Source organism: Telluribacter roseus, assembly GCF_017355915.2.
GTDB lineage: Bacteria > Bacteroidota > Bacteroidia > Cytophagales > Spirosomataceae > Telluribacter.
Map to the genome: position 1 here is coordinate 151,051 of NZ_JAFEUV020000003.1, position 22,908 is coordinate 173,958.

The following is a 22,908-nucleotide window of genomic DNA, read 5'->3' on the forward strand; positions in this document are numbered from 1 at the left end:
TTATGCCTAAGCTTTGAGAGGGTTGGCCTGAGTTTTAGAACCAGTACATAAAAAAAGCGCCGCGTGGAAGCTCGCGACGCTTTAAACTACACTTAATCAAAAATAAAACTCTTTGACAACGCCTTCAGCGAGTGTCTCTAAATATCTTATACAGCGAAGCTTTCCCCGCATCCGCAGGTACGCGACGCATTGGGGTTGACAAACTGAAAGCCTTTGCCATTCAGGCCGTCGCTAAAATCTAACGTGGTACCAGCCAGGTACAGAATACTCTTTTTGTCTACCACGATCTTGATGCCTTTATCTTCAAATACCATGTCGGTAGGCTTATACTCCGAATCAAATTCGAGATTGTACATAAGGCCCGAACAGCCACCGCCTACTACACCAACACGGATATGATGTTCGTCCGCACGGTTCTCCTCGTTACGGAGTTCCAGTATTTTATCTTTAGCCTTTTCAGTTACTGTTACCATCGTCTGAGCAAATATTCGTCTTACCTTCAGTACTAATAACTTTTTCTAAAAAAGGAAAGTTCAGCATTTGGGGTGAAGAATGTATATAATGATTGATCAAGTAGGGTAGGTTAATGTCCTAATTAATTCTTATCCAATAGTTTCGGGCCTTCTTTGTTGATGCCAGAGACATGCATTTTGCTGCCGATGCCAGCCTGCTCAAAGGCGTTCTGCATGGCGAGGCCTATACGTTCAGCGTCGCTGCGGCTGCGGCTTAGCGCAAACATGGAGGGACCCGCTCCTGAAATGCTGCATCCAAGGGCTCCGTTGTCAATAGCGGCCTGCTTTACCTCATTGAACTCCGGGATCAGGATGGCCCGTACGGGCTCGATGATAACATCCACCATCGACCGGCTTATCAGATCAAAGTCTTCCTTCATAAGACCCGTGATCAATCCGGCTACGTTACCCATTTGTGAGATGGTATTCTTAAGCGACACCTCATTGCGAAGGATGTACCGGGCATCTTTGGTGTTGACCTCAATGTCCGGGTGTACAAGCGTACAGTGCAGGCTAGCGGGCACCGGAACGGTAAAGACATCCAGGGGATTGTAGCTCCTGATCACTACGAAGCCACCCAGCAGGGAGGGCCCTACGTTATCAGCATGGGCCGATCCGCAGGCGATGCGCTCACCTTCGATGGCAAACGGTAGTAGTTGCTCACGCGTAAAAGGCTTATCAAGCAGCTCGTTGATGGCAAATACACCGGCTACAGCACTGGCCGCACTGGAGCCCATACCGCTGCCTAATGGCATATTCTTATGAAGCGTTACCTCACAGCCTACGTCCAGCCGGTTCAGCTTATTCAGGAAGTGCTGCATCACTACCGTCACCGCGTTACGCGAGGCATCGCGGGGGAGTCGGCCTTCGTCACCCGTTATGTCAGTAATGACAATACCGGGCTCATCGCGCCGACGTACCTCTACGATATCACCGGGCTCGTCCACGGCAAAGCCAAATATGTCAAATCCGCAGGCTACATTGGCAACCGTAGCGGGGGCGAAGGCTTTTATATAGTTCATAGGTTAGAATAGTTCTGCCTGTTACCCCAGGTAGCTACTGATACTCATAATGTCGGCAAATACGCCGGAGGCCGTTACTTCGGCACCCGCGCCGGGGCCTTTTACGACCAGCGGACGGTCCTTATACCGCTCCGTGGTGAATGATACTATGTTATCACTGCCCGATAAGGTATAGAAGGGGTGCTGTGGTCCCACGGTACGCAGCTCTACTTTAGCCACGCCCTCTTCAAGGGTAGCTATGTACCTGAGTACTTCTCCTTTGGCCTGCGCATTGGCCAGCAGCTCCTCAAAGTACTCATTGGAGGCTTCCAGTTCGGCAAAGAAAGCCTCTACACTGGGAGCCCTGAGGCAACTATCGGGAAGTAGCTGGGCTACGGTCACATCTTCCGGCTCCAGGGGTACCCCTACCTCACGCGACAGGATCAGGATCTTACGCGCCACATCGACCCCACTCAGGTCGTCGCGCGGATCGGGCTCGGTATAACCTTTGGCTTTGGCATCACGTACCACGTCCACAAACTGAACGCCGGGCCTGAAGTTGTTGAAGATGTAGGAAAGGGTACCGGATACAATAGCCTCTATTTTCAGAAACTTATCACCGCTGGCCATCAGTCCCTGTATGGTATTGATGATAGGTAGTCCGGCTCCTACGTTGGTCTCGTACAGGAACTTCACCCCGCGCTGCAGGGCGGTGCGCTGCAGGCGCTGGTACTCTTCGTAGCGGCCGGAGTTGGCTACTTTATTAGGCGTAACAACCGAGATGCTGGCGTCAAGCAGCGTCTCGTAGTAGCGTACGATGTCCTTGTCGGAGGTACAGTCTACAAATACGCTGTTTGGTAAGTTGAGCTCCTTGATCCGCTGCACAAAAGCGGGCAGGCTGGTCTTGACACCCTGGTCAGTCAGCTGGTCATGCCAGTCTTTCAGCGATACCCCCACGGGGTCGAGCAGCATTTTCTTGGTGTTGGATAGCCCGATGACATTTACAATCAGCAGCTTTTCGGTGCGCAGGTACTTTTCCTGAACGCAGAGCTGATTGAGCAAAGTACTACCTATTAATCCGACACCCACGATAAACAGGTTAAGCGACCGGGTTTCGGACTGGAAAAATACACCGTGGATGGCATTGAGGGCCTTCGACAGGTCATTCCTGGAAATAACGACGGATATATTCAGCTCCGATGATCCCTGAGCGGTGGCTATAACATTAATACCGTTCTTGCCAAGTACCGAGAAGAGCTTACCGGATACACCGGTACTCTTTTTCATGCCTTCACCCACAATAGCCAGGATAGAGACATTCTTCTCGATGCTGATGCTATCAATATCCCCGATGGCTATTTCGACTTCGAACTCTTTCTCCAGTACCTCACGCGCCCGCTCAGAATTGCGGGGGTCAATCGTGAAGCAGATGGAGTGCTCCGAAGAAGCCTGTGAGATAAGGATTACGCTGATATTATTAACAGACAGAGCCGTGAACAAGCGGGCTGATATACCCGCTACACCGATCATACCACTACCCTGCACGTTCACCAGGGCGGTATCATCAATGGACGAGATACCCGTAATGGCGTAGTCCTTGCCATTGGCGATACGACTTACCAGGGTACCTTCAAACTCTGTATTGAAAGTATTAAGTACTTTTAGGGGTATGTTCTTGGCAAAAGCCGGCTGTAAGCTGGGCGGGTAAATAACCTTTGCCCCGAAGTGCGACAGCTCCATGGCTTCGGCGTACGAAATCGATGGGATGGTGAAGGCATTGGGTACTTTACGCGGATCGGCCGTCATCATACCGTCTACGTCAGTCCAGATTTCGATGACTTCAGCATCAAGGGCCGCTCCAAATATAGAGGCTGTATAGTCTGATCCCCCGCGTCCAAGGGTAGTAGTAATACCGTCGGCCGATGAAGCTACGAAGCCGGTAATACACTGCAGTGCACTACTCTTGGCAAAGTGCTCCAGAATGAGCCGATCCGTAGTGGCAAAGTCTACCTCAGCCATGCCGAAGTTGGCGTTGGTCTTGATCAGCAGACGAGCGTCACAGTACTCAGCGGCTACGCCTCTGTTCTTGAGGGCTTCGGTAATGATGGTCGTAGACAGCCTCTCCCCAAAGCTCATGATCAGGTCGAGGGTACGTGGGGTCAGTTCGCGAATAAGGTACACGCCGCGAAGCAGGTCTTCCAGTTCATTCACCAGTCCCTTTACGGCGGCAAAGGTACTGCTCTGGCTTTTGACACCAATAAGTCCCCGGATGGTCGTAAAGTGACGTTCTTCGACTGCTTTCAGTAAGTCAAGGTACTCTCCATTCCCGGCGGCGGCCATTCGGCCAATCTCGATGAGGCGGTTCGTGACACCTCCCATCGCTGAGAATACCACCGCTATGCGCGTACCCTGCGCCAGATTATCTTCCAGAATACTGATTACCTGCTTGATGCTGTCAACCGTACCGACCGACGTACCGCCAAATTTGAGAACTTTCATTAATTACTGATAGCGAGTTGAAAAAATAGCTACGGAATAGGCCCGGAGGTGGCCAATCCGGCTGCAAATATAGTAATTCGTAGGCTGTCAGGACGAAGCATACCAAAAAGTATAGGGATTCTGCGTCTTTTGTTGGGGGAAAGGCTGAGGTTGGGGAAGACAGGTACTTCCTGTTTCTCTTTACCCGGATGAATTCAGCTTCGGAGCTACGCCGTGAGCTGGAATCAGACAGGACAGTGGATGAGGTAATTCGGGGACAGTCTTTACTAATCAAAGAGGACAATGCTCTTGCTGCCGAGTAAAGGTAAAAGCCCGCGTCTCCACGGGCCTTTCCATAAACAAGTACCTGACTCTTGCTGCGGCCAGGTGTAACAACCTGGTAGTAGTATACTCTACTACTAAAAGTTAAAGGCTAGTCCTGCTCCGGCGTTGAGTACCCCTATGTAGCGTCTCCGACTTTGCAGTGATTCGATGGGTCCTACATCACCTACAAAAGCGTAAGTCGGAACATCTTTGAAGTACATGTTAGAGCCAATCCAGCTACCCGTGATCTGGAAATGGAGTCGCTCCGTAATGGGTACCCGGATGCTGCCACCGGCTCCCAGGCCCAGGGCTTTAGAATTGGCTTGCGCTACCCGTGCCTCCACCGGAAAATTGCCGGTAGAAGAGGTACCAATCACTGATAAACTGGGTGATCTGGCAAAGGCTACTCCTACCTGTACATGCCCCTCCAGTATAATAGGACCCATGCGTAGAAACACGGCCGGGCCCGCCAGTACCGATCCAAATTTCCACTGCGTTACATCCTTCTGCCACGTGTAGGTGTCCCTGTTAGGGAGCAAGATACTGTATTGCTCTATGATGGGGTCCGGATTGGTTTCATTAATATTCAGGCTTCCCGACAGGCGTGCACCCAGCCAGGAGTTGAAGCGTTGTTCGTAGCTAAGCTGGCCAAAGTAGCCCGAGCCCGCCAGTCCCGCGTTGGGGTCATTGAATTGCTTGCTGGCAAACTTCCCGATGGGGATGCTGTATCCGGCGGAGAAGGTAATGGCGTGAGGGGCGGTACTTTGTCCCCAACCGGTAGAAGCCAGGCCGAGGAGTAAAAATAACGCGTACAGAAGTCGAACAGATGAATGCATACTAGGTAGGTTTTTGATAAATGTGTACGAATGCCTCTCGGGGGACCTGGTCATACTCTTTCCGGGTCAGGAAAGGGTTGATCTCGTACAGGTAGGGCTCGTTAGGATGAGGTATTTCCTCGCCAAAAAGCTCCCGTTCGGGCAGGCTGGTACGACGCACCAGTTGTTCATTAAACGATTTTCCCCACCGGGTGTTATCGCCAAGCACAAGTTGAATCTTTTCCCAGTCATCGTAAAAGTACTCCCGTAGCAGGGGTATAATCTTCATCCTGAATACTTCACACAGCTCACTATACGACCGCACCGGCAGCAAATAAGCGTGACCTAAAGTATGATCCCGATCGTAAAGAACTTCGATGCGCTGGTTGATGGTAGCTAGAAGCTGCCGCAGGTCAACGCCCTCTATGATACGCCCGGCCAGTAGCTCGGGTTCGGGGGCGTACTCTTCAAAATCAAATCGTCGGCGGAGGGCCGTATCCAGCAGGGCAATGGAGCGGTCGGCCGTATTCATACTACCAGCTATGTACAGGTTAGCGGGTATACCAAAGCGGCTACGGGAGTAGGGGAGCTGTACGCTCTGCTCATGCACGCTCCCCAGCCTTTTGTCCAGCTCAACAAGGGTAATGAGTTCTCCGAGTACGGCCGATACATTGGCCCGGTTGATCTCGTCAATTACCAGCAGTACCGGCTCGGCTTCGGCAAAGCGTTGGCGCCGGTTGTCGGGTGTATCGCTCAGGCAGCCTTCAAAAGAGCTGTAGTTGGCCTTCCGGAGAGCTTCGAGGCACGCTTCGTAGAAGATCCCCTTCTTTACCTGATAGCTTACCTGACCGCCTACTACCTCGGGACGGATGCCTTCTATGAATTCTTCGTAGCTAAATGAGGGATGGAACGTGACGGAGTAGTGGCTTTTTACCTCCTGCATCAGCTGCTGCAGCCGGTAGGTCTTGCCGGTGCCCGGCGGGCCAAACAGGATGTAGTTGAGCGGAATGCCGGGCCGGGCCGGACTCTTGGGAGAAACATAGCTTTCGCTGCTTTCTGCCACCTGGCTGGGCGCTGGACCGTCATCGGCACTGGCCGGGTTGCTGACTCGCATGAGCAGTTCGCCCCGGAAGGCTTCGTCCGTGGCGGCCCGGTAGGCCGAGTTGTTGTGGTGGTCCCGCTTGGGACTCTGGCCCATCTTTTCGGCTATTTCGTTGATGCAGTCCTGCCAGGCCTTCTGGACCAGTGGGTTTTCGATCCAGTGCTTTTGCTCGTAGGGAATCTGCAGGTGTACGTACCGGCTGCTTCGGGTGAAGTTGACGAACGAGAATTGATTGATCTCCGAAAGCTGCTCACTACCGTCCTGCTTGATCAGCAGCAGCAGGTGGACTCCCTTGTCGCGCCGGATAGCCAGAGCAATGTTGGTGTTGACATTGGCCGAGATCATCTTGTCCTTACGGACTACGATGGCCAGCCGGTTGTCGTTTTCGGAAAGACTATGGTACTCAATCAGGTCGTGGAGAAGTTTGAAAAAAATACGGCAGGCCTCGGGCTGATTGATTTCCCGCAGTTTTTTTATCAGTTGTTCTCTTTGTTCGTCTTTAGGCATAGTCTCTCCTCCAATTGGTGGCCAATATACATAAAAACCCAAAGCTCTGGCCAAGTGGCTTTAAAGGCCATCCAGTGGATAAAATTCTACATTAGCAGGAAAAACAAAAGGGCTTACTACCTGGGTACCTATTGGTACGAAATTATTGCATACTTATTGAAAAACACAGACTATTGTTATGGACAGAAAAGAAATGAATGAAGAAACCCATGCGACCAAAAACACGGCGAATAGCAGAAGAATCTGGCTTTTCGTACTTGGCGTGGGTATTATATTATCGCTTATTGCTCACTTTGGCGGATGGTTTAACCACGGAGAAATGACGCCGAATATGAGACCTAAACAGGATGTGGTACCTTCGGATACTACCAGAGGTGATGTTATTGTAAATCCGGATACTTCGGCAACAGACATACGACGGTAGCACCCATCAGGTGCTACCTTAGCGCTTCCCAGAGAATCTCTACCGGATGCAAGGCAGTGCGTCCGGTTCCGTCTTTGATCTGGTGGCGGCAGCTGGTGCCCGGGGCCGCTATAATGACCTCGTCGGGTTGCTGGCGTACCGTCGGGAACAGTACCAGTTCTCCGATTTTCATCGAAACATCATAGTGCTCGGCTTCGTAACCAAAGGAGCCGGCCATACCGCAGCAGCCCGAGGGAATTAGCTGTACTTCGTAGTTGGCGGGTAGCGAAAGAGCTTTCTTGGCGGGTACCAGCGAGGACAGGGCTTTCTGGTGACAATGCCCGTGTAGTTTGACAAGTCGCTTTTCGGTAGTGAAAGCGTCTTTTTTTATGCGTTTACCATCTATCTCGCGAGCGATAAATTCTTCAAATAAGAGGCTATGCTCCGCAATGCGGCGGGCATCCTCCACCAGGTGCTCAGGAACCAGGTCCAGGTACTCATCCCGGAACGTCAGAATAGCCGAGGGCTCTATACCAATCAGTGGCGTATCGGCTGTGATCAGCTCTTTGAGCAGCTCTACATTCTTTATAGCGATCTGCTGGGCTTCCTTTACAAAGCCCTTGGATAGGTACGTGCGCCCTGACTCTATGTGCTGGGGAATGATTACCTCGTAGCCTAGCTTTTCCAGCAGGAGTACGGCCTTTTGTCCTATTTTAGCATCATTATAATCCGTAAACTCATCGCAGAACAGATATACCTTTCGCTCAAAAGTACCTGCTGACTTCTTGCGGTGCTGCTTGTACCAGTTACGCAGGGTAGTAGAAGACAATTGAGGCATGGTACGGTCGGGGTGGAAGCCGACGGAGCGATTAGCCACGCGCCGCAGGGCCGGATTACCAAACACGGCGTTATACGCCCAGGGGGCCAGTGAGGCCAGCTTCATCTGTTTGGTAAAGTTGGCGATGAGCCTGGACCGGGCCGGAGCGCCTTGCTTGTCGTACTGCTGCTGGGTAAATTCGGCCTTCATCTTACCGACATCCACCGTAGAAGGACACTCAGCCTTGCAGCCCTTGCACGATAGGCACAGGTCCAGGGCCTCTTTCACCATGTCAGCGCTGGTGGCATCCTCCTTAGGGCCCGGCCCCGCCGTATAGTACTGCCGCAGCATGTTGGCACGGGCGCGGGTAGTGTCCTTTTCGCTGCGGGTAGCCATAAAACTAGGGCACATGGTACCTCCGCTCAGCTGTGACTTGCGGCAGTCGCCGGAGCCGCTGCACTTTTCGGCCAGCCGCAGTATACTTTCGTCTTTGGAGAAGTCAAAGGTAGTTTTGGGTGTGGGGGCGGCGTAGTCGGGCAGGTACCGGAGCGACTCGTTCATGGGCGGCGTGTCCACGATCTTATTGGCGTTGAACACCCCATTGGGGTCCCAGATGCGCTTGACCTGCCGGAACATCTCGTATACCTCTTCGCCCATCATAAAAGGGATAAACTCCCCGCGCAGGCGGCCGTCGCCGTGCTCGCCCGAGAGGGCACCGTTGTACTTTTTGACCAGCACCGCCGTATCCGCCAGTACCTGCCTGAACTGTTGCTTGCCTTCGCTGGTCTTGAGATTAATCATGGGCTCTACGTGCAGTTCGCCCGCTCCCGCGTGGGCGTAGTAGGAGGCGTGCAGGCCGTGCCGGGTCAGTAGTTGTTCTACATCGGCTATGTAGTCAGGCAGGTCTTCGACGGCCACGGCGCAGTCCTCGATGAGGTTGACGGGCTGCGTGTCGCCGGGGAGGTTACGGATCAACCCGAGGCCCGCTTTACGGATATCCCAGGCTTTGTTGGCGTCGGCCCCGAACAGGAGCGGATGAGCATAGCCCAGCCCTTCCTGCTGCAGGTCGGCAATAAGGGATACGGCTTTCTGCTTGACTTCCTCTTCGGTATCACCCCAGAACTCTACCATCAGCAGAGCCGCCGGGTCGCCTTCCAGAAAAAAACGGTTCTTGGAGTACTCATGGTGGTCTTTGGTGAAGTCCATGATGTACTTATCCACGAGCTCCGAGGCCTTGGGCTGGTGCTGCATGGCCACGCGGTTGACGTGCAGGGCTTCGGCCAGGGTAGTCGTATGCACGCACAGTACCCCCACGAAAGCCGGTGGAACATCTACCAAACCTATTTTTACTTCGGTTATAAAACAAAGGGTACCTTCCGACCCGGCAATGAGGTGGCACAGGTTGATGTTCTGGTTTTCGAAGCCTCTCACCAGTGCATCCAGGGCGTAGCCGGAGTTGCGGCGCGTAACACTGGGCTTCGGGAATTGCTGCTTGATGAGCTCCTGATCTACCGGGTTGGACAGCATGCCCCACATACCGGCGTAGATAGCCTGCTCGCGCTTGCTGTTGGCCTCTTTATCGGCTAGTCTTTTTACAAAATCTCCCGTACTGAGGTTATGAAAGGTGGCCTCACTACCGTCCGACAGCAGGGCTTTTACTTCCAGCAGATGGTCGCGGGTGGTGCCCCAGGTGATGGAGTGCAGTCCGCAGGAGTTGTTCCCGACCATTCCCCCGATCATAGCGCGGTTGGCCGTAGAGGTTTCCGGTCCGAACAGCAGCCCGTAGGGAGCCAGGTGCTTGTTGAGGTCGTCGCGGATCACACCCGGTTGCACGCGTACCCACTTCTCCTCCGCGTTGATTTCCAGGATCTGGCCGAAGTACTTTGATATATCTACCACGATGCCTTTTCCTACTACCTGTCCGGCCAGCGAGGTACCGGCCGCCCGTGGAATGAGCGTTACCTTCTGCTTATTGGCAAAGTCAATAAGCCGACGAATATCTTCCACCGTGCGGGGCAGAGCCACGGCCAGCGGGAGCTCCTGGTATACAGAGGCGTCCGTCGCGTACAGGTGGCGTTGTGCCTGGTGCAGGGTAGAGTCGTCGTAGTAGAGCTCACCTTCAAAAGCAGACCGGAGGGTATTAAACTGGAACAGGGATACGCGGTTCATAATTAGCTCAAAGCAATTAGCTCCTTAGATATTAGCTTTCTTAGAAGCTATATAATGGTAGGGAGTATGTTCTTTAAATAGATGTAGTAACAAAAGTAGCGTACAAAAGAGGTATACTGTACACGCGGCAGCAAGGATTTCGTGGTGAAGCAAGCTGTAGCTGGCAAAGTTTTTTTATCACTGCACCTACTAATCAACAACCTTACGTACAGGACCTGATATGAAAATCTACAAAGTAGTTCTGGCTCTGCTGAGCCTGCTGATTGCGCCTATGACCTGGGCTCAGAACACAGCGCGCGTAACTATTATAGCGCCGGAAGGTATGAATCAGAAAGTATCCCTGACGGCAGAGCGGGTCAGATTTCACGAGACATTGGGCATGGGCCTGGCTGATACCGAGTTTGATAACCTGGGAGTAGTGGATCTGAGTACACAGAAAAGCGGAGTGTTTGACGTCGAACTGGATAAGCCAACGCTGGTACGGATGACCCTGCCTCCGTCGGGTGCCGGGGGCTCCAGCGAAGGAAGAACCCACATTCTGTACCTGAAGCCGGGCGACAACCTCACGGTGAAGCTCAACAATGACCGGGGGCTTGAGTTTTCGGGGAGTAGCGCAGCTTACCAGCAGTTTCTGCGGGATTACTACCGCGAAAACCACTACCAGTACCTACCGGCCTTCAGCTACAAACCTACGCAGGTAGATAATCAGGCTATTCTGAAGCAGAGTGATAGCCTGCAGCAACTACGCCGGACCCGCTACAACGAGTTTAAATCATCGGCCAGTGTAGACAAAGAATTTGATGCGTACGTACAAGCTACCTCCATGACGGAGCCTTACCTGCTGCAGGCGCTGGTCATGGACCGCGACATGCGCAAAAATCGTCCCGTGAAGCTAACGCCCGACCAGCAGAAGAAACTAACGGAGCTTACTCTGCAGAACTTCAAACCCCTGCCCGACGAAGCTTTGATGAACCAGACCTACCGCAATGAACTGCGCAACTGGATCCAGCTACAGGCGGCTCAGGGTGGACAGGCAAGTACCGAAGGACAAAACACTATGAGTGCGCAGGCGATCGAGAAGGCGTATCAGCTAACGCAGGAAAAACTCAAAGACTACCCCCGTCAGCGGGAGTACCTCTCGACTTACTGGCTCAACCAGGCCACCACTGTTTTCCCGACCACTCAAACTGCCCGTACGCTCCTGGCTGAGTATAAAAAGAGCTATCCGCAGTCGCAGCAGATTGCCTACTTCGAGAAGTGGCTCAACACCAAAGACCAGCTCAAAAACGGTACTATGGCTCCGGATGTAACGCTGATGGGCGTAGATAGTACCCCAATATCCATAAGCAGCCTGCGCGGAAACCCGATGATCCTGGCTTTTGCCTTCAACCTGAAGCAGCATGAGCCCTCGCTGAAAGCGTTGGAAGAGAGCCATAAGGATAAAGTGAACTTTGTATATGTGAGTGTGGCACCGGGTATACCCTTTACTACCTGGAAACAATACGCCGAAGCGCGGCCGGGGGTAATGCACCTGTGGGCGTCGGAAAAGGCAGTGCAGGAGCTGAAAGAAAAATATGCTATTACGCACGGTCATCCGTTTGTACTGATTGATGCGCAGGGACGCATCGCAAACCGCTGGATACCTATGGGCTTTCCTGAAAGCAAAACACTACAAGCCGAACTGGATAGAGTAGCGGGTAGGTAGATTGATACTACGGCTGACATTTGTTTAGGTAGAGGATTTAGCGAATTTTGCAGCGTCTGATACCAACTATGGAAAACATATACTAATGAAGCTTAGTATTTTAAAGTACTTAGGCAGGATAGTTGCGCTGGGCTTTCTGGGAAGTAGTTTACTGATCCAGAATAGCTCAGCGCAGTTTATTATGGATGACTTTACGGATACTACCAAGCATCAGTCTGCTCTTTTTGCTATCTATAAACAAAGCGACCGGCTGCGGTTTAGTGGCTATATTCAGCCGCAATTCCAGATAGCTCAGTCCAAAGGAGCCCCTAGTTATAACGGAGGTGACTTTCCGGAAGGGGTCAACAACCGGTTCATGATCCGGCGGGGGCGGATACGTTTTGACTACTCACACTTCAACAAGAAGGGACAGCAGACCGTTTTTTTTGTTTTTCAGTTTGACGGTACGGAGCGGGGCGTCTTTATCAGAGACTTTTTTGGGCAGTTCTACGAGAACAAGTGGGGGCTCCTTAATTTCACCACGGGTATATTTCCGCGTCCCTTTGGCTATGAAGTCAATCTGAGTTCGGCCAGCCGCGAGTCGCCGGAGCGGGGGCGCATGTCACAGATCCTGATGCGGACCGAGCGTGACCTGGGAGCCAGAGTCTCCTTCGAAGCTCAGGAGGATGATCATCCGCTGGATTTCCTGCGGGTGGATCTGGGGGTATTTAACGGACAGGGACTGACGGCTACGACCGACTTCGACAGCCACAAGGACCTGATCGGGAGAGTGATGCTGAAACCAAGGCTGGTATGGCCTAAAGTGGTGGTATCGGCGGGTACTTCAGTTTTATACGGAGGTATGGAGCAGTTTACCAACGAAATCTACCGGATGGAGAGGGGCGGCTACCGGCTTGATACTTCCCCGGCCAACATTGGTAAGATTGCCCCCCGCCATTACTACGGAGGCGATATACAGATCAAATTTCTGTCCGAAAGAGCCGGTACCGAGTTCCGGGCTGAATACATATCAGGCACCCAGACATCCACCCGAACTACCTCCGAAACCCCCGGTGAAATTCCGGAACTTAACAACGGCCAACGGGCTCCGCTGTTTATTCGGCCCTTTAATGGTGCTTATTTTTACTTCCTGCAGACTTTGTTTAGACCCGAGCACCAGTTGGTACTTAAGTACGACTGGTACGACCCCAACACCGGTGTAGCGGGCAGTGGGATTGGAGAGGGGTATACGGGGGCCGATGTGGCCTTTCGTACATTAGGCATGGGATACAACTACTACGCTACAGACAACCTTCGCTTTCTGCTATACTATGATATAGTAAAAAATGAAAAGACTGCACTGGAAGGCTACCGTCAGGACCTGAGGGACAACATATTTACAATGCGGGTACAGTATAGCTTCTGACAGGAGGCAGTACATAAAAAAAGCGCCCTGACAGCAATATTGCTATCAGGGCGCATATCTGTTTTATCAGCAACTGGATCTACCTACCTAATTATCGGGTAGTGTAAGTATCAGCGGTAGCTCCCGGGAACGGACGAAGAATATCTATGATGATATCTTTGACCATAGCCTGACGGTCATCACGCTTATTTGCAGGCTTTACTCGTCCGGATGCCCATCCCTGCCAAATCATTTTATCCTTGGCCTGATTCTGATAAATGTTCAGAATAAAGCGACCTTCCTGATAGTTGTAGGTAGAGATGTTGTTGTTCATAGGACCATACCACCACCAGTAAGGGCCCATGTTATTGTTGGATCTAACCTGCTGACGATCTTTTACGTCAGTTAGGTACCGCAGTACGATATCCGGATTGTTCTGGTCCAGTACATACCCTTTGCTTTGCATTACTTCAGTAATGGCATCGCTTAGGCGTCTTCTGTTGAGTTCGCTACCTAGTAGAGGGTCCTGCTGAATATCTTTCTCAGCTTCTACCCGGAAGGTCTTGAACTGACGCAGATTTACCGCGGTATCATAATCATGCTGTACCTGAAAAGAGGGACTACAGGCTACTGTTACCGCCCCCACCATCGCTACCATTAAGTAGGCTGCTATTTTACTTATCATTTTCATGGATCTTATTTTTAGTTTGTAAACAGTCTGGCTAGTGTGTATTAAGACACACATAGTATTAACTCAAAAAACCATTCCATTAGTATACTAACCATTTCTTAACTGCAATTTTGTCAGCTCTTTACAAGCTGCTATGGCCATTTTCGGAAAGTTTTTCAGTATCTAATCTGTAGATGTATTCAGGAGCTGACTTTGGGTCTTATAGTTGGAATTACTTACAGATGAGAGCCTTTCTTTTCACACTAGCAGATTAGGGTCTTCTACTTATACCAGATGGTGATACAGTTCTCCCTCAGGTTCTAACGAATGGCTATTTTGAGTTGCCTTCAAGCGTGGACAGATCCACGCCCAGTACCTTAGTGGCTATATCAGCGAGTAGTTTTTTGTCTCCTTCAAAATGAAAGGTGCGGTGGCGGTGGACCAGGCTTTCTCCTTTCTTCAAAGCCTTCACGGAGGAGTTAGATTCGAGTTCATAGAAGGGGCCCATCTGCGAGCCATCTTCCAGTGGCCCGTCGTTGTAAGCATTGAGGGCATCACCCTGGTAAGGCTCCTGATGAATCTCCCAACTCGACTTCAGGTAGTCTCCCTCCGGATTGAGATCATACTGTACCACGGTCAGTATACCTTTTTCGGCATCGTAGCTGCCGGCTACCGGCCGGGCCGACTGGGGTGCCAGCCCTATTTTGCTGCGGTACTTTCCATCGGCGTTCAGTAATACCGCGGTATCGGTCACGCGAAGGCGTTCGCCGGGTATCTTGCCGAAGTAGTTGTCGGTCAGGAGTAGTTGGACTGAGCGCTGCTTGTCAATGGGAGCGATAATGGTTGTTTTCTCCGTGGGTTTGAACATCCCCATTATCCAGATACCCAGTACCCCTTTTTCCTTAGTCCAGTCGTCGCCCCGGTTGATGAGCGTGTTCCTGGATTCATACGCCACGGACTTAACCTGATCGGGCAGCGTAATACCCAGTCTGTCCTGGATAGTACCTTTGTCCAGCATACTTATTTGACGTTCGATGTCAAACGTAAAACGGGTCCCGCTGTAGTTATCCAGCTGCGCGCTCTTTCTGAATAGAGCAGAGGAAGCATTGGATTGAACTACCTCAAAGGGTTCGCTATCGATCAGGGGTGGGGTCTGCCAGTTATCAAAGGTGAAGGCTTTCCCTTTTTCAAAGTATACCGAATACTGCCCTCCCTCCGGCGACAGCCAGAATCGCTCTTCACCCCCGTAGGCATTCATGTGCGGGGTATGCTTGCCGCTGCTGATGTGGGCGTAGTTGAGCCAGCCGTAGCTGCCTCCGTCGGTACCACCGGCCGTGCTGGTCATAACGCGCCCCTGGTAGTCGGGTACCAGTACAGCCTGTGCCATCGGATTGTCCGGGGCTTGTAAGAGTATCACTTCTTTCTGCTTTTTCAGAAAATCTACATCGTAGCCAAAGGTACCTTCCATGGTGGTTGTGTCCTGTTTCGTGGAGGAGTTTGCGGTGTTGTTCTGGTGTTGGCAGGCAAGTGTACTTATAAGTACCGCTACCGCCATAGTAGGGAGGAAAGCTTTTATCATACATTCCTGTTAGTATAGAGCTATACTACTAAAAGCAGCACAAAGGCTATATATAATAGCAGGGATGATGTAAGGCCTTTTTAAGTAGGTAGGCGGAGTACCGGAGGCTCATTTTCAAACATTATTTCGCTAACTTGCCGACTATTTTAAAGCACGCGCTGAATAGGCAAAAAGGCAGATACATACTTCCTCTTTTTCAGCTATTTTAGCGGGTTATAATCCTTTGATTTTTAAGTAATGATAGTAGAAACTGCGCAACGTACGCGTCAGACCTCCGAGTACTACTTTTCTGTGAAACTGGCCGAGGTACGGAAACTGGTGGCCGAAGGACATGACGTAATTAATCTTGGCATCGGTAATCCAGATATGATGCCTTCGGATGAGACCATTGAGGCCCTGACCGAAGCCTCGCATAAGCCACAGGCGCACGGGTATCAGCCTTATACCGGTACCCCCACCTTTCGTAAAGCCGTTGCCGACTACTACCAGCGTACCTATACTGTGACGCTGGACCCTAACTCTGAAGTACTACCTCTTATTGGTTCCAAAGAGGGCATAACACATATATCACTTACTTTCCTTGATCCGGACGATGAGGTGCTGGTACCCGAGCTGGGATACCCGGCCTACCGCGCCGTGAGCCAGATGGTAGGTGCCAAAGTCAAAGAATACCCCTTGCGCGAAGAGGAGGGATGGCAACCCGACTGGAAAGCCATGGGTGAACTGGTGACACCACGTACCAAGCTTCTCTGGCTCAACTACCCCCACATGCCCACAGGTGCTCCCGCTACCCGGGAGCTGTTTGAGGAGGCGGTCGCCTTTGCGAAGGAGCATCGTGTACTACTGTGCCACGACAACCCCTACAGCCTGGTGCTGAATAAGAAATCACCCATCAGCCTGCTATCAATAGAGGGAGCCAAAGAGGTAGCTATCGAGCTGAACTCCATGAGCAAGTCGCACAACATGGCCGGCTGGCGCCTGGGCTGGTTATCAGGAGCGAAGCCTTACTTGGACGCCATACTTAAGATCAAGAGTAACGTAGACTCCGGCATGTTCTGGGCGCTGCAGGAAGCTGCCGCTACTGCGTTAGCGAATACCGACGAGTGGCACCGTGAGCGAAATGCGGTGTACCAGGGACGACTGGAAGCGGCCGAGGCCTTTCTGGCGGCTCTGGGTTGTACCTGGGATCCGAAGCAGGAGGGAATGTTTTTCTGGGGTAAGCTACCTGAGTCCGTCAAATCGGCCGAAAAGCTGGTAGATGAGCTGCTGTACCAAAAGCATGTCTTCATTGCCCCGGGCTTTATCTTCGGCCCTAAAGGCCAGCGCTACATCCGCCTGTCTCTCTGTACCCCCAAAGAGCGCCTCTGGGAAGCGGTGGAGAGGATTAGAATCAATGAGTGATTGAGCGGCCGCCGCTGCGGAGATTTGTGATTGAGTGAATAAAAACAGGGCTAGTTCTTGGCGTCGTGCCGCTTAGGCGCTGAATATCTTTTGGATTAGCGTACCATATGGTCCTCTCTGCCAAAAGGATGTAAAAGGGTAGCTTGAAATCGCAACCTAATTCTGACATAAAAGCATATAGCTTATAGCATACTGCATAAAGCCTTAAAAATGATAGTAAGTATAATAGGAGTAGGGTTATTGGGTGGTTCGTTTGCGCTGGCCCTTCGTGAGAAGTATCCCAACATGAAGTTTGTGGGGGTGGACAAGTCGGAGGTGAACCAGAAGATCGCTCTCGCCAAAGGTATTGTGGACGAGATAATGCCTCTTGAGGAGGCCCTGCAGGTGTCTGACCTCAATGTGCTGGCTACGCCCGTCGATACCATCATGCACCTGCTGCCCGTACTCCTCGACCGCCTGCCCGATGGTAGTACGGTGATGGATCTGGGCTCAACCAAGGAACTGATATGCAACGTAGCTGATGTGCACCCGCGCCGGGCGCAGTTTGTAGCGGTACATCCCATGGCCGGTACCGAAAACTCTGGTCCGGGAGCGGCCTTCCGGGAGTTGCTGCCGGGTAAGAACGTCATTGTCTGCGACCGTGAGAAAAGTAATCCTGACGCGGTAGCACTGGTAGAAGCCCTGCTGCGCGATGTAGGCATGAAGATCCATTACATGACCCCTACCGAACACGACCTGCACTTGGCCTACGTATCGCACCTGAGCCACATCAGTTCTTTTGCGCTGGGGTTGACGGTGCTCGAGAAAGAAGAAGATGAAAAAGCCATTTTTGATATGGCGAGTACCGGTTTTTCCTCTACGGTACGCCTGGCTAAGAGTTCACCCCAGATGTGGGCACCCATCTTCGATCAGAACAAAGCCAATGTATCCAAAGCTCTGGGCGACTACATTGAATTCCTGAAACGCTTCAAGGAAGCTATCGACAGTAAAGACCTGGAAGCCAGTCTCCGCTTTATGGCCCGTGCCAACGACATAGGGCGGGTGCTGGGGGGAATTGAGAAGAAGTAGCAAACAGCAGGTACCGTTTTTTTCGTTACATTTAGTAGATAATCATAAGGCTGCTATGGAAAATGGATTCAGGATTAAAACGGTGGAAGGGCTGACGGACGAGCTGTTTTTTGATCTATGCCAGGCCAATTCAGAGCTACGCATGGAGCGCGATCGACATGGAAATATAATCGTTATGGCGCCTACCGGAGCAGATACAGGACATTTTAATGCTGATATAAACGGACAACTCTGGTATTGGAACCGCCAGACGGGCCTGGGCTATGTATTCGATTCCTCCGCAGGCTTTACGCTACCTGATGGCGCGGTACGTTCACCGGATGTGTCCTGGATTGCCAAAGATCGTTGGGAAAGCCTGACGGAAAAAGAACGTCAGAAATTTGCTCCACTCTGTCCTGACTTTATAGTTGAAGTACGCTCTCTTAGTGATAGTTTGGCCGATCTGCAGGCTAAGATGGAGGCGTATCAGGCAAATGGCTGCCGACTCGGCTGGCTTATTGACCGGCCCGGCAATGCTGTCTACATCTACCGCAGGCACAACTCCCCTGAAATAGTGCGTAATGAGCCGGTAAGGCTGTCAGGTGAAGATGTACTGCCGGGCTTAGAGATAGAGATACGATATTGATTCTGCTTCGCGGTAATTTTCTTCCGCTTCGTGTATATAAGTTTTCCGGTTTCGTAGCTTCCCCTGACCTTTGAAGCACGAAACCGGAATTTTTATATACTCATGAAAAAGTACCTGCTTATTGGATGCCTGCTGATAGGGGGAAGTGCCGCTCACGCCCAGACCATTTTGCACAACGTAGAGGAGGCCCTAACGCTGGCCCGTCGGCACAACCCGGACCTGCAGGCGGCCCGCCAGACTGCCCAATGGCAAGCCGGAGCGGTAGATGTAGCCAAGGCGGGACGCTTGCCTACGCTACGTGCTACCAGTTCACTGGATTATAACTATGCCTTGCCAGTACAACTGGTTCCCGCCGAGTTTCTGGGAGGAAGGCCGGGGGAGTACCAGCGGCTGCAGTTTGGAGTACCCTATAACCTGACCGCCGGACTGGAGGCCAACTATGGGTTGCTCAACCCGACGCTTTCGCACGACATCCGCCTAGCGGACCTGAACCAGCAGGTGGCCGAAGCCCAGGTAGCCGCCCAGCAGGATCAGCTGGCTACGCAGGTGGTACGGGCTTACTACCTGACGGCCCTGGCACGGGAGGCCATGCAGATCTCGGAGGTGAATCTGCGTAATGCCGATACGTTGCTGATACTGGCGCGCGAGCGTTACAACGCAGGTGTTACCGAGCAGCTCGACCTGAACCGTACCCAAAGTACCCGCCTGTCGCTGGCCGACCAACTGGAACAGAACCGGCTGGCCTATACCAATAACCTCCGACAACTAAACCTGCTGGTAGGGCAGGAGGTACTAGTACCGGCTGATGCCGCCAAAGGCTGGGCCGTAAACGAGGAACTACCCGCAGCCACTACCCCTGACGACTACCCCCAGATCCGTCTGAAGGCCAGCCAGCTCAACTATTTTCAGGCAGCTATTCAGCGGGAACAGGCAACCCGGCTTCCGCAGCTATCCTTATATGGCCGCTACTCAGCTCAGGCCCAGCGCCGGGAATTTAATTTTCTGGATTTTGAAAAGCCCTGGTTCAGCATCGGAGTAGTAGGCATCCGGCTGGATGTACCCATTTACAACGGGGGGATTAGGTTGCTCAATATAGCCCGCGCTAAAATACGAGCCGACATAGCCCGGACCGAGATGGAGGCCGAACGCCGCCGGCAACTGGCCCAGGATGAGGAGTGGCAAACTTCCTTTGCGCAGGCTCGTCGGTCGCTGGCCCTGAGCCGCGAAAATCTGGACCTGTCAACTCAGAACCTGGACTTGGCCCTGCTCAAGTACCAGGCTGGTACCTACACCTACGATCAGTACCTGACGGTATTCAACGAGTCGCTGCAGACCCAGAACCGCTACCTCCGTACCCTGGCCGATGCCATGATCTACGGCGGACTTCTGCGCACCCGGCCCTAGCAGCAGGATACTTTTCGATGGAAGATTGAATATTAATGAACATTACTTTAACCAATGTGAAGCTAACGGCTAATCCCTTATAGCTAACACCTACTTACCATGAAATCTACATACATCCCGGCCCTGCTTGCGCTCACCTTTATGAGCTGCAAATCAAGCGAAGAAGGCACTACTCCTACTTACAAAGAGCTAACCGAGGCGGTGTATGCTTCGGGCAACGTATACCCGCAGAATGAGTACAAGCTCTTTGCCGAGGCCGATGGGGTACTTACCCAGCAGCTGGTCAACGAAGGCGACAGCGTAAGTAACAACCAGCTCCTGTTCGTGCTGGCAAGTGCGGCTACCGATGCCCGCTCACAGGCAGCGGCAAACATCTATCGTCAGACGGAGGCGAACCTGGCGCAGAACTCTCCCGTACTTAGTGAGCTGGAAGCGCAGCTACGTACCACCCGTACTCGGTTGGAGAATGACTCGGTCAACTACTTTCGTCTGAGGGGCCTTTACGAACGGAACGCCACTTCACGGGCCGAGTTTGAACGCGCCGAGCTGGCCTACCGCACCAGCCGGAACGAACTGGCGGCACGCCAGCAGTCTCTACAGCGCACCCGCAACCAACTGTACGTTGACCTGCAGAATGCCCGCAGCCAGTACCGTGTTTCCTCCGTTGATGCCAGCAACTACCGTCTGCGTAGCTACGGTAGCGGTAAAGTATATGAAGTGTACAAAAAGCCGGGCGAGCTGGTACGCCGAACCGAAGCCGTGGCTCTGATCGGGAGCGGCAACAGTACCTACGTACAAATGGCGGTGGATGAGAGTGACTTTACGAAGGTGAAAGTAGGGCAGGAGGTACTCATCAAAGTCGATGCCTTCAATCAGAAGGTATATAAAGCCCGCGTCTCCAAGATCTACCCCAAGCTCAACCGCGTGGACCAGTCGTTCCGGGTAGATGCGGAGTTTGAAGGTGAGGCACCTGAAGGGTACTATGGGCTAACCGTAGAGGTCAACATCATTATCAGCCAGAATCCCCGCGCTCTGACAGTACCCAAATCATACATAGTAGGCGGTGATAGCCTATGGGTACAGGAGAGTGGTGAAAAGAAAAAGATCCAAATCAGCAAAGGCGCCGAAAACCTGGACCTGGTGGAGGTGAAGAGTGGCTTGACGGAAACGAGTGTTATTCTTAAGCCTATTTAAGTTTTACCACAGAGTTAAAAGAGTAAAAGAATTGATGTAAATGAAGTGACGCATAAGGTACTAAACTGTGCCTTTGAGGTACATACTGCATTAGGTCCCGGATTGCTGGAGAGTGCTTATAAAAAATGTCTCTTTTATGAACTTACTCTGCGAGGTATTTATGTAGAGAAGGAAAAACCAATGCCCCTAGTGTTCAAAGAGGTAAAGCTCGACTGCGGATATAGGATTGACCTGTTTGTTGAAAACCAGCTGGTAGTAGAGCTTAAAGCGATTGATGCAATCCATGATGTACATATTGCTCAGGTACTTACCTATATGCGATTGAGTAATTCAAAGGTAGGGCTGCTACTCAACTTCAATGTGACAAGCCTGAAAAACGGCATCAAAAGATTAGCCCTCTAAAAACTCCTGTAACTCTGTGCCATAACTCTTTTGACCTCTGTGGTAGAAAAAACTTCCTTAAATATGAATTTAAAAATCGCCTATAACATCGCGCAGACGCACTTGCTGACCAAGAAGAAGCAGACCATGGTGGCCATGTTAGGCGTCACCTTCGGGATCGCCATGTTCATCGTCATGATCAGCTTTATGCAGGGCGTCAATCAGTTCCTGGAAGACTCCGCTCTGGATGCTTCGCCGCACGTACGCATCTACAAGCAGATTACCTCCGACCGTCCCAGCATTATCCAGACCATCAACCCCGACGGCTTCAACGTAGTACACCACCAGAAGCCCAAGCAGGAGCTGGCCCGCATCAAGAATGGCCTGGTCATAGCGCGGCATATCGAGCAGCAACCGGAGGTACTGGGCGTATCGCCGCAGGTAAGTACGCAGGTGTTTTTCAACGTAGGTTCGGTACCCGTGCCGGGCACGCTGGCCGGGGTAGACGTCCAGCGCGAGGAGAAACTCTACCGCCTCAGCAAGCGGATGAAGTCAGGTACCATTGAAGATCTGCAGTCCAATTCCAATGGCGTGATCCTGGGTCGGCTCCTGGCCCGCAAGCTCAACCTCAAAGTAGGTGATAAGGTCAATGTGACCTCCTCGACGGGCGGTACCGCGCTGTTGCGGGTAGTGGGTGTGTTCAGCTTCGGTATCCAAACCGTGGACGACGCCCGGGGCTACGTCAACCAGGCCAAGGTACAGGAACTAATCCAGAAAGATGCCAACTACATCACCGACCTGCACATCAAGATGAAAGACCCCATGCAGGCCATTCCGTTCGGGCAGCAACTGGCCCGGCAGTACGACTATAAGGTGGAGGACTGGGCTACGGCCAACCAAGCCATTCTGGCTGGCGAAAAAATTCGGGGCGTTATGACCTTCGTAGTGTCATTTACGCTGCTGGTAGTGGCGGGTTTCGGAATCTACAACATCATGAACATGAACGTCATGAACAAGATCAAAGACATTGCCATCCTGAAAGCAACCGGCTTTGGTGGCAAAGACGTGATCGCCATCTTCATGATTCAGTCCATCATCATTGGCTTTCTGGGAGCGGTGCTGGGCGTAATGATTGGCTTCAGCCTTAGTTATCTGCTCTCCATTACGCCTTTCAATGCCGGCGACTTTCTGGCCATTGATACCTTCCCGGTCAAGTTTGACCTGAAGTACTACGTCATGGGTGTCCTGTTCGGCGTCATCACCACGCTGCTGGCGGGCTACTTCCCTTCCAAACGAGCCGCCAAAATTGATCCGGTAGAAATACTGAGAGGGTAACAAAACGCGCTGATAAACTCATATACTCTTAACT

The 22,908-nt window shown here is 52.0% G+C and carries 18 protein-coding genes; 10 read left to right on the top strand and 8 right to left on the bottom strand.

Features of this window, described 5'->3' with window-relative positions:
• Positions 1-146: 146 nt before the first annotated feature.
• From JTN23_RS06830 to JTN23_RS06850, 5 genes are all read right to left on the bottom strand, one after another.
• Complete coding sequence (locus tag JTN23_RS06830) at positions 147-473, bottom strand: HesB/IscA family protein (RefSeq protein WP_247233313.1); 327 nt, start codon at positions 471-473, stop codon at positions 147-149.
• A 122-nt stretch (positions 474-595) separates the two neighbouring features.
• A complete protein-coding gene (locus tag JTN23_RS06835) occupies positions 596-1,534 on the bottom strand; it encodes a homoserine kinase (protein WP_247233314.1) in 939 nt (312 codons plus the stop codon).
• 21 nt (positions 1,535-1,555) lie between these two features.
• Positions 1,556-4,012 (bottom strand): bifunctional aspartate kinase/homoserine dehydrogenase I, encoded by a 2,457-nt coding sequence (gene thrA / locus JTN23_RS06840; protein WP_247233315.1) that lies wholly within the window; start codon positions 4,010-4,012, stop codon positions 1,556-1,558.
• 398 nt (positions 4,013-4,410) lie between these two features.
• Entirely contained in the window at positions 4,411-5,151 is a 741-nt protein-coding gene (locus JTN23_RS06845; RefSeq protein WP_247233317.1) for a hypothetical protein, read from the bottom strand.
• A gap of 1 nt (position 5,152) precedes the next feature.
• Positions 5,153-6,739: an McrB family protein gene (locus JTN23_RS06850; RefSeq protein WP_247233319.1), complete on the bottom strand. Its 1,587-nt coding sequence runs from the start codon at positions 6,737-6,739 to the stop codon at positions 5,153-5,155.
• A gap of 178 nt (positions 6,740-6,917) precedes the next feature.
• Here JTN23_RS06850 and JTN23_RS06855 point away from each other — a divergent pair, with 178 nt between their 5' ends.
• Positions 6,918-7,163, top strand: a complete 246-nt coding sequence (locus tag JTN23_RS06855) for a hypothetical protein (RefSeq protein WP_247233321.1) — start codon at positions 6,918-6,920, stop codon at positions 7,161-7,163.
• Between the two features lie 13 nt (positions 7,164-7,176).
• Here the strand turns inward: JTN23_RS06855 and JTN23_RS06860 are convergent, their stop codons facing one another.
• Positions 7,177-10,128, bottom strand: a complete 2,952-nt coding sequence (locus JTN23_RS06860) for an FAD-binding and (Fe-S)-binding domain-containing protein (protein ID WP_247233323.1) — start codon at positions 10,126-10,128, stop codon at positions 7,177-7,179.
• A gap of 220 nt (positions 10,129-10,348) precedes the next feature.
• On the opposite strand from JTN23_RS06860, the gene JTN23_RS06865 reads away from it, so the two are divergent.
• Both JTN23_RS06865 and JTN23_RS06870 read left to right on the top strand, forming a co-directional pair.
• Positions 10,349-11,833 (top strand): TlpA family protein disulfide reductase, encoded by a 1,485-nt coding sequence (locus tag JTN23_RS06865; RefSeq protein ID WP_247233325.1) that lies wholly within the window; start codon positions 10,349-10,351, stop codon positions 11,831-11,833.
• Between the two features lie 85 nt (positions 11,834-11,918).
• On the top strand, positions 11,919-13,238 hold the full coding sequence (locus tag JTN23_RS06870; protein ID WP_247233326.1) for a porin: 1,320 nt from the start codon (positions 11,919-11,921) through the stop codon (positions 13,236-13,238).
• Positions 13,239-13,329: 91 nt separating this feature from the next.
• On the opposite strand, the gene JTN23_RS06875 is transcribed toward JTN23_RS06870, so the two are convergent.
• Together JTN23_RS06875 and JTN23_RS06880 are read right to left on the bottom strand one after the other, a co-directional pair.
• Positions 13,330-13,908: a DUF4136 domain-containing protein gene (locus JTN23_RS06875; RefSeq protein WP_247233327.1), complete on the bottom strand. Its 579-nt coding sequence runs from the start codon at positions 13,906-13,908 to the stop codon at positions 13,330-13,332.
• 310 nt (positions 13,909-14,218) lie between these two features.
• A complete protein-coding gene (locus tag JTN23_RS06880) occupies positions 14,219-15,466 on the bottom strand; it encodes a DUF6786 family protein (RefSeq protein WP_247233328.1) in 1,248 nt (415 codons plus the stop codon).
• Positions 15,467-15,703: 237 nt separating this feature from the next.
• Between JTN23_RS06880 and JTN23_RS06885 the strand changes: the two genes are divergently transcribed.
• From JTN23_RS06885 to JTN23_RS06915, 7 genes are all read left to right on the top strand, one after another.
• Entirely contained in the window at positions 15,704-16,867 is a 1,164-nt protein-coding gene (locus JTN23_RS06885) for a pyridoxal phosphate-dependent aminotransferase (protein ID WP_247233329.1), read from the top strand.
• Positions 16,868-17,077: 210 nt separating this feature from the next.
• Entirely contained in the window at positions 17,078-17,935 is an 858-nt protein-coding gene (locus JTN23_RS06890; protein ID WP_247233331.1) for a prephenate dehydrogenase, read from the top strand.
• Between the two features lie 55 nt (positions 17,936-17,990).
• Complete coding sequence (locus JTN23_RS06895; RefSeq protein WP_247233332.1) at positions 17,991-18,560, top strand: Uma2 family endonuclease; 570 nt, start codon at positions 17,991-17,993, stop codon at positions 18,558-18,560.
• Positions 18,561-18,662: 102 nt separating this feature from the next.
• Positions 18,663-19,964 (top strand): TolC family protein, encoded by a 1,302-nt coding sequence (locus JTN23_RS06900; RefSeq protein WP_247233333.1) that lies wholly within the window; start codon positions 18,663-18,665, stop codon positions 19,962-19,964.
• A 99-nt stretch (positions 19,965-20,063) separates the two neighbouring features.
• Entirely contained in the window at positions 20,064-21,158 is a 1,095-nt protein-coding gene (locus tag JTN23_RS06905) for an efflux RND transporter periplasmic adaptor subunit (protein WP_247233334.1), read from the top strand.
• 45 nt (positions 21,159-21,203) lie between these two features.
• Positions 21,204-21,560, top strand: coding sequence for a GxxExxY protein (locus JTN23_RS06910; RefSeq protein ID WP_310586709.1), 357 nt, complete (start codon positions 21,204-21,206; stop codon positions 21,558-21,560).
• Positions 21,561-21,623: 63 nt separating this feature from the next.
• Entirely contained in the window at positions 21,624-22,874 is a 1,251-nt protein-coding gene (locus tag JTN23_RS06915; RefSeq protein WP_247233335.1) for an ABC transporter permease, read from the top strand.
• Positions 22,875-22,908 lie beyond the last annotated feature (34 nt).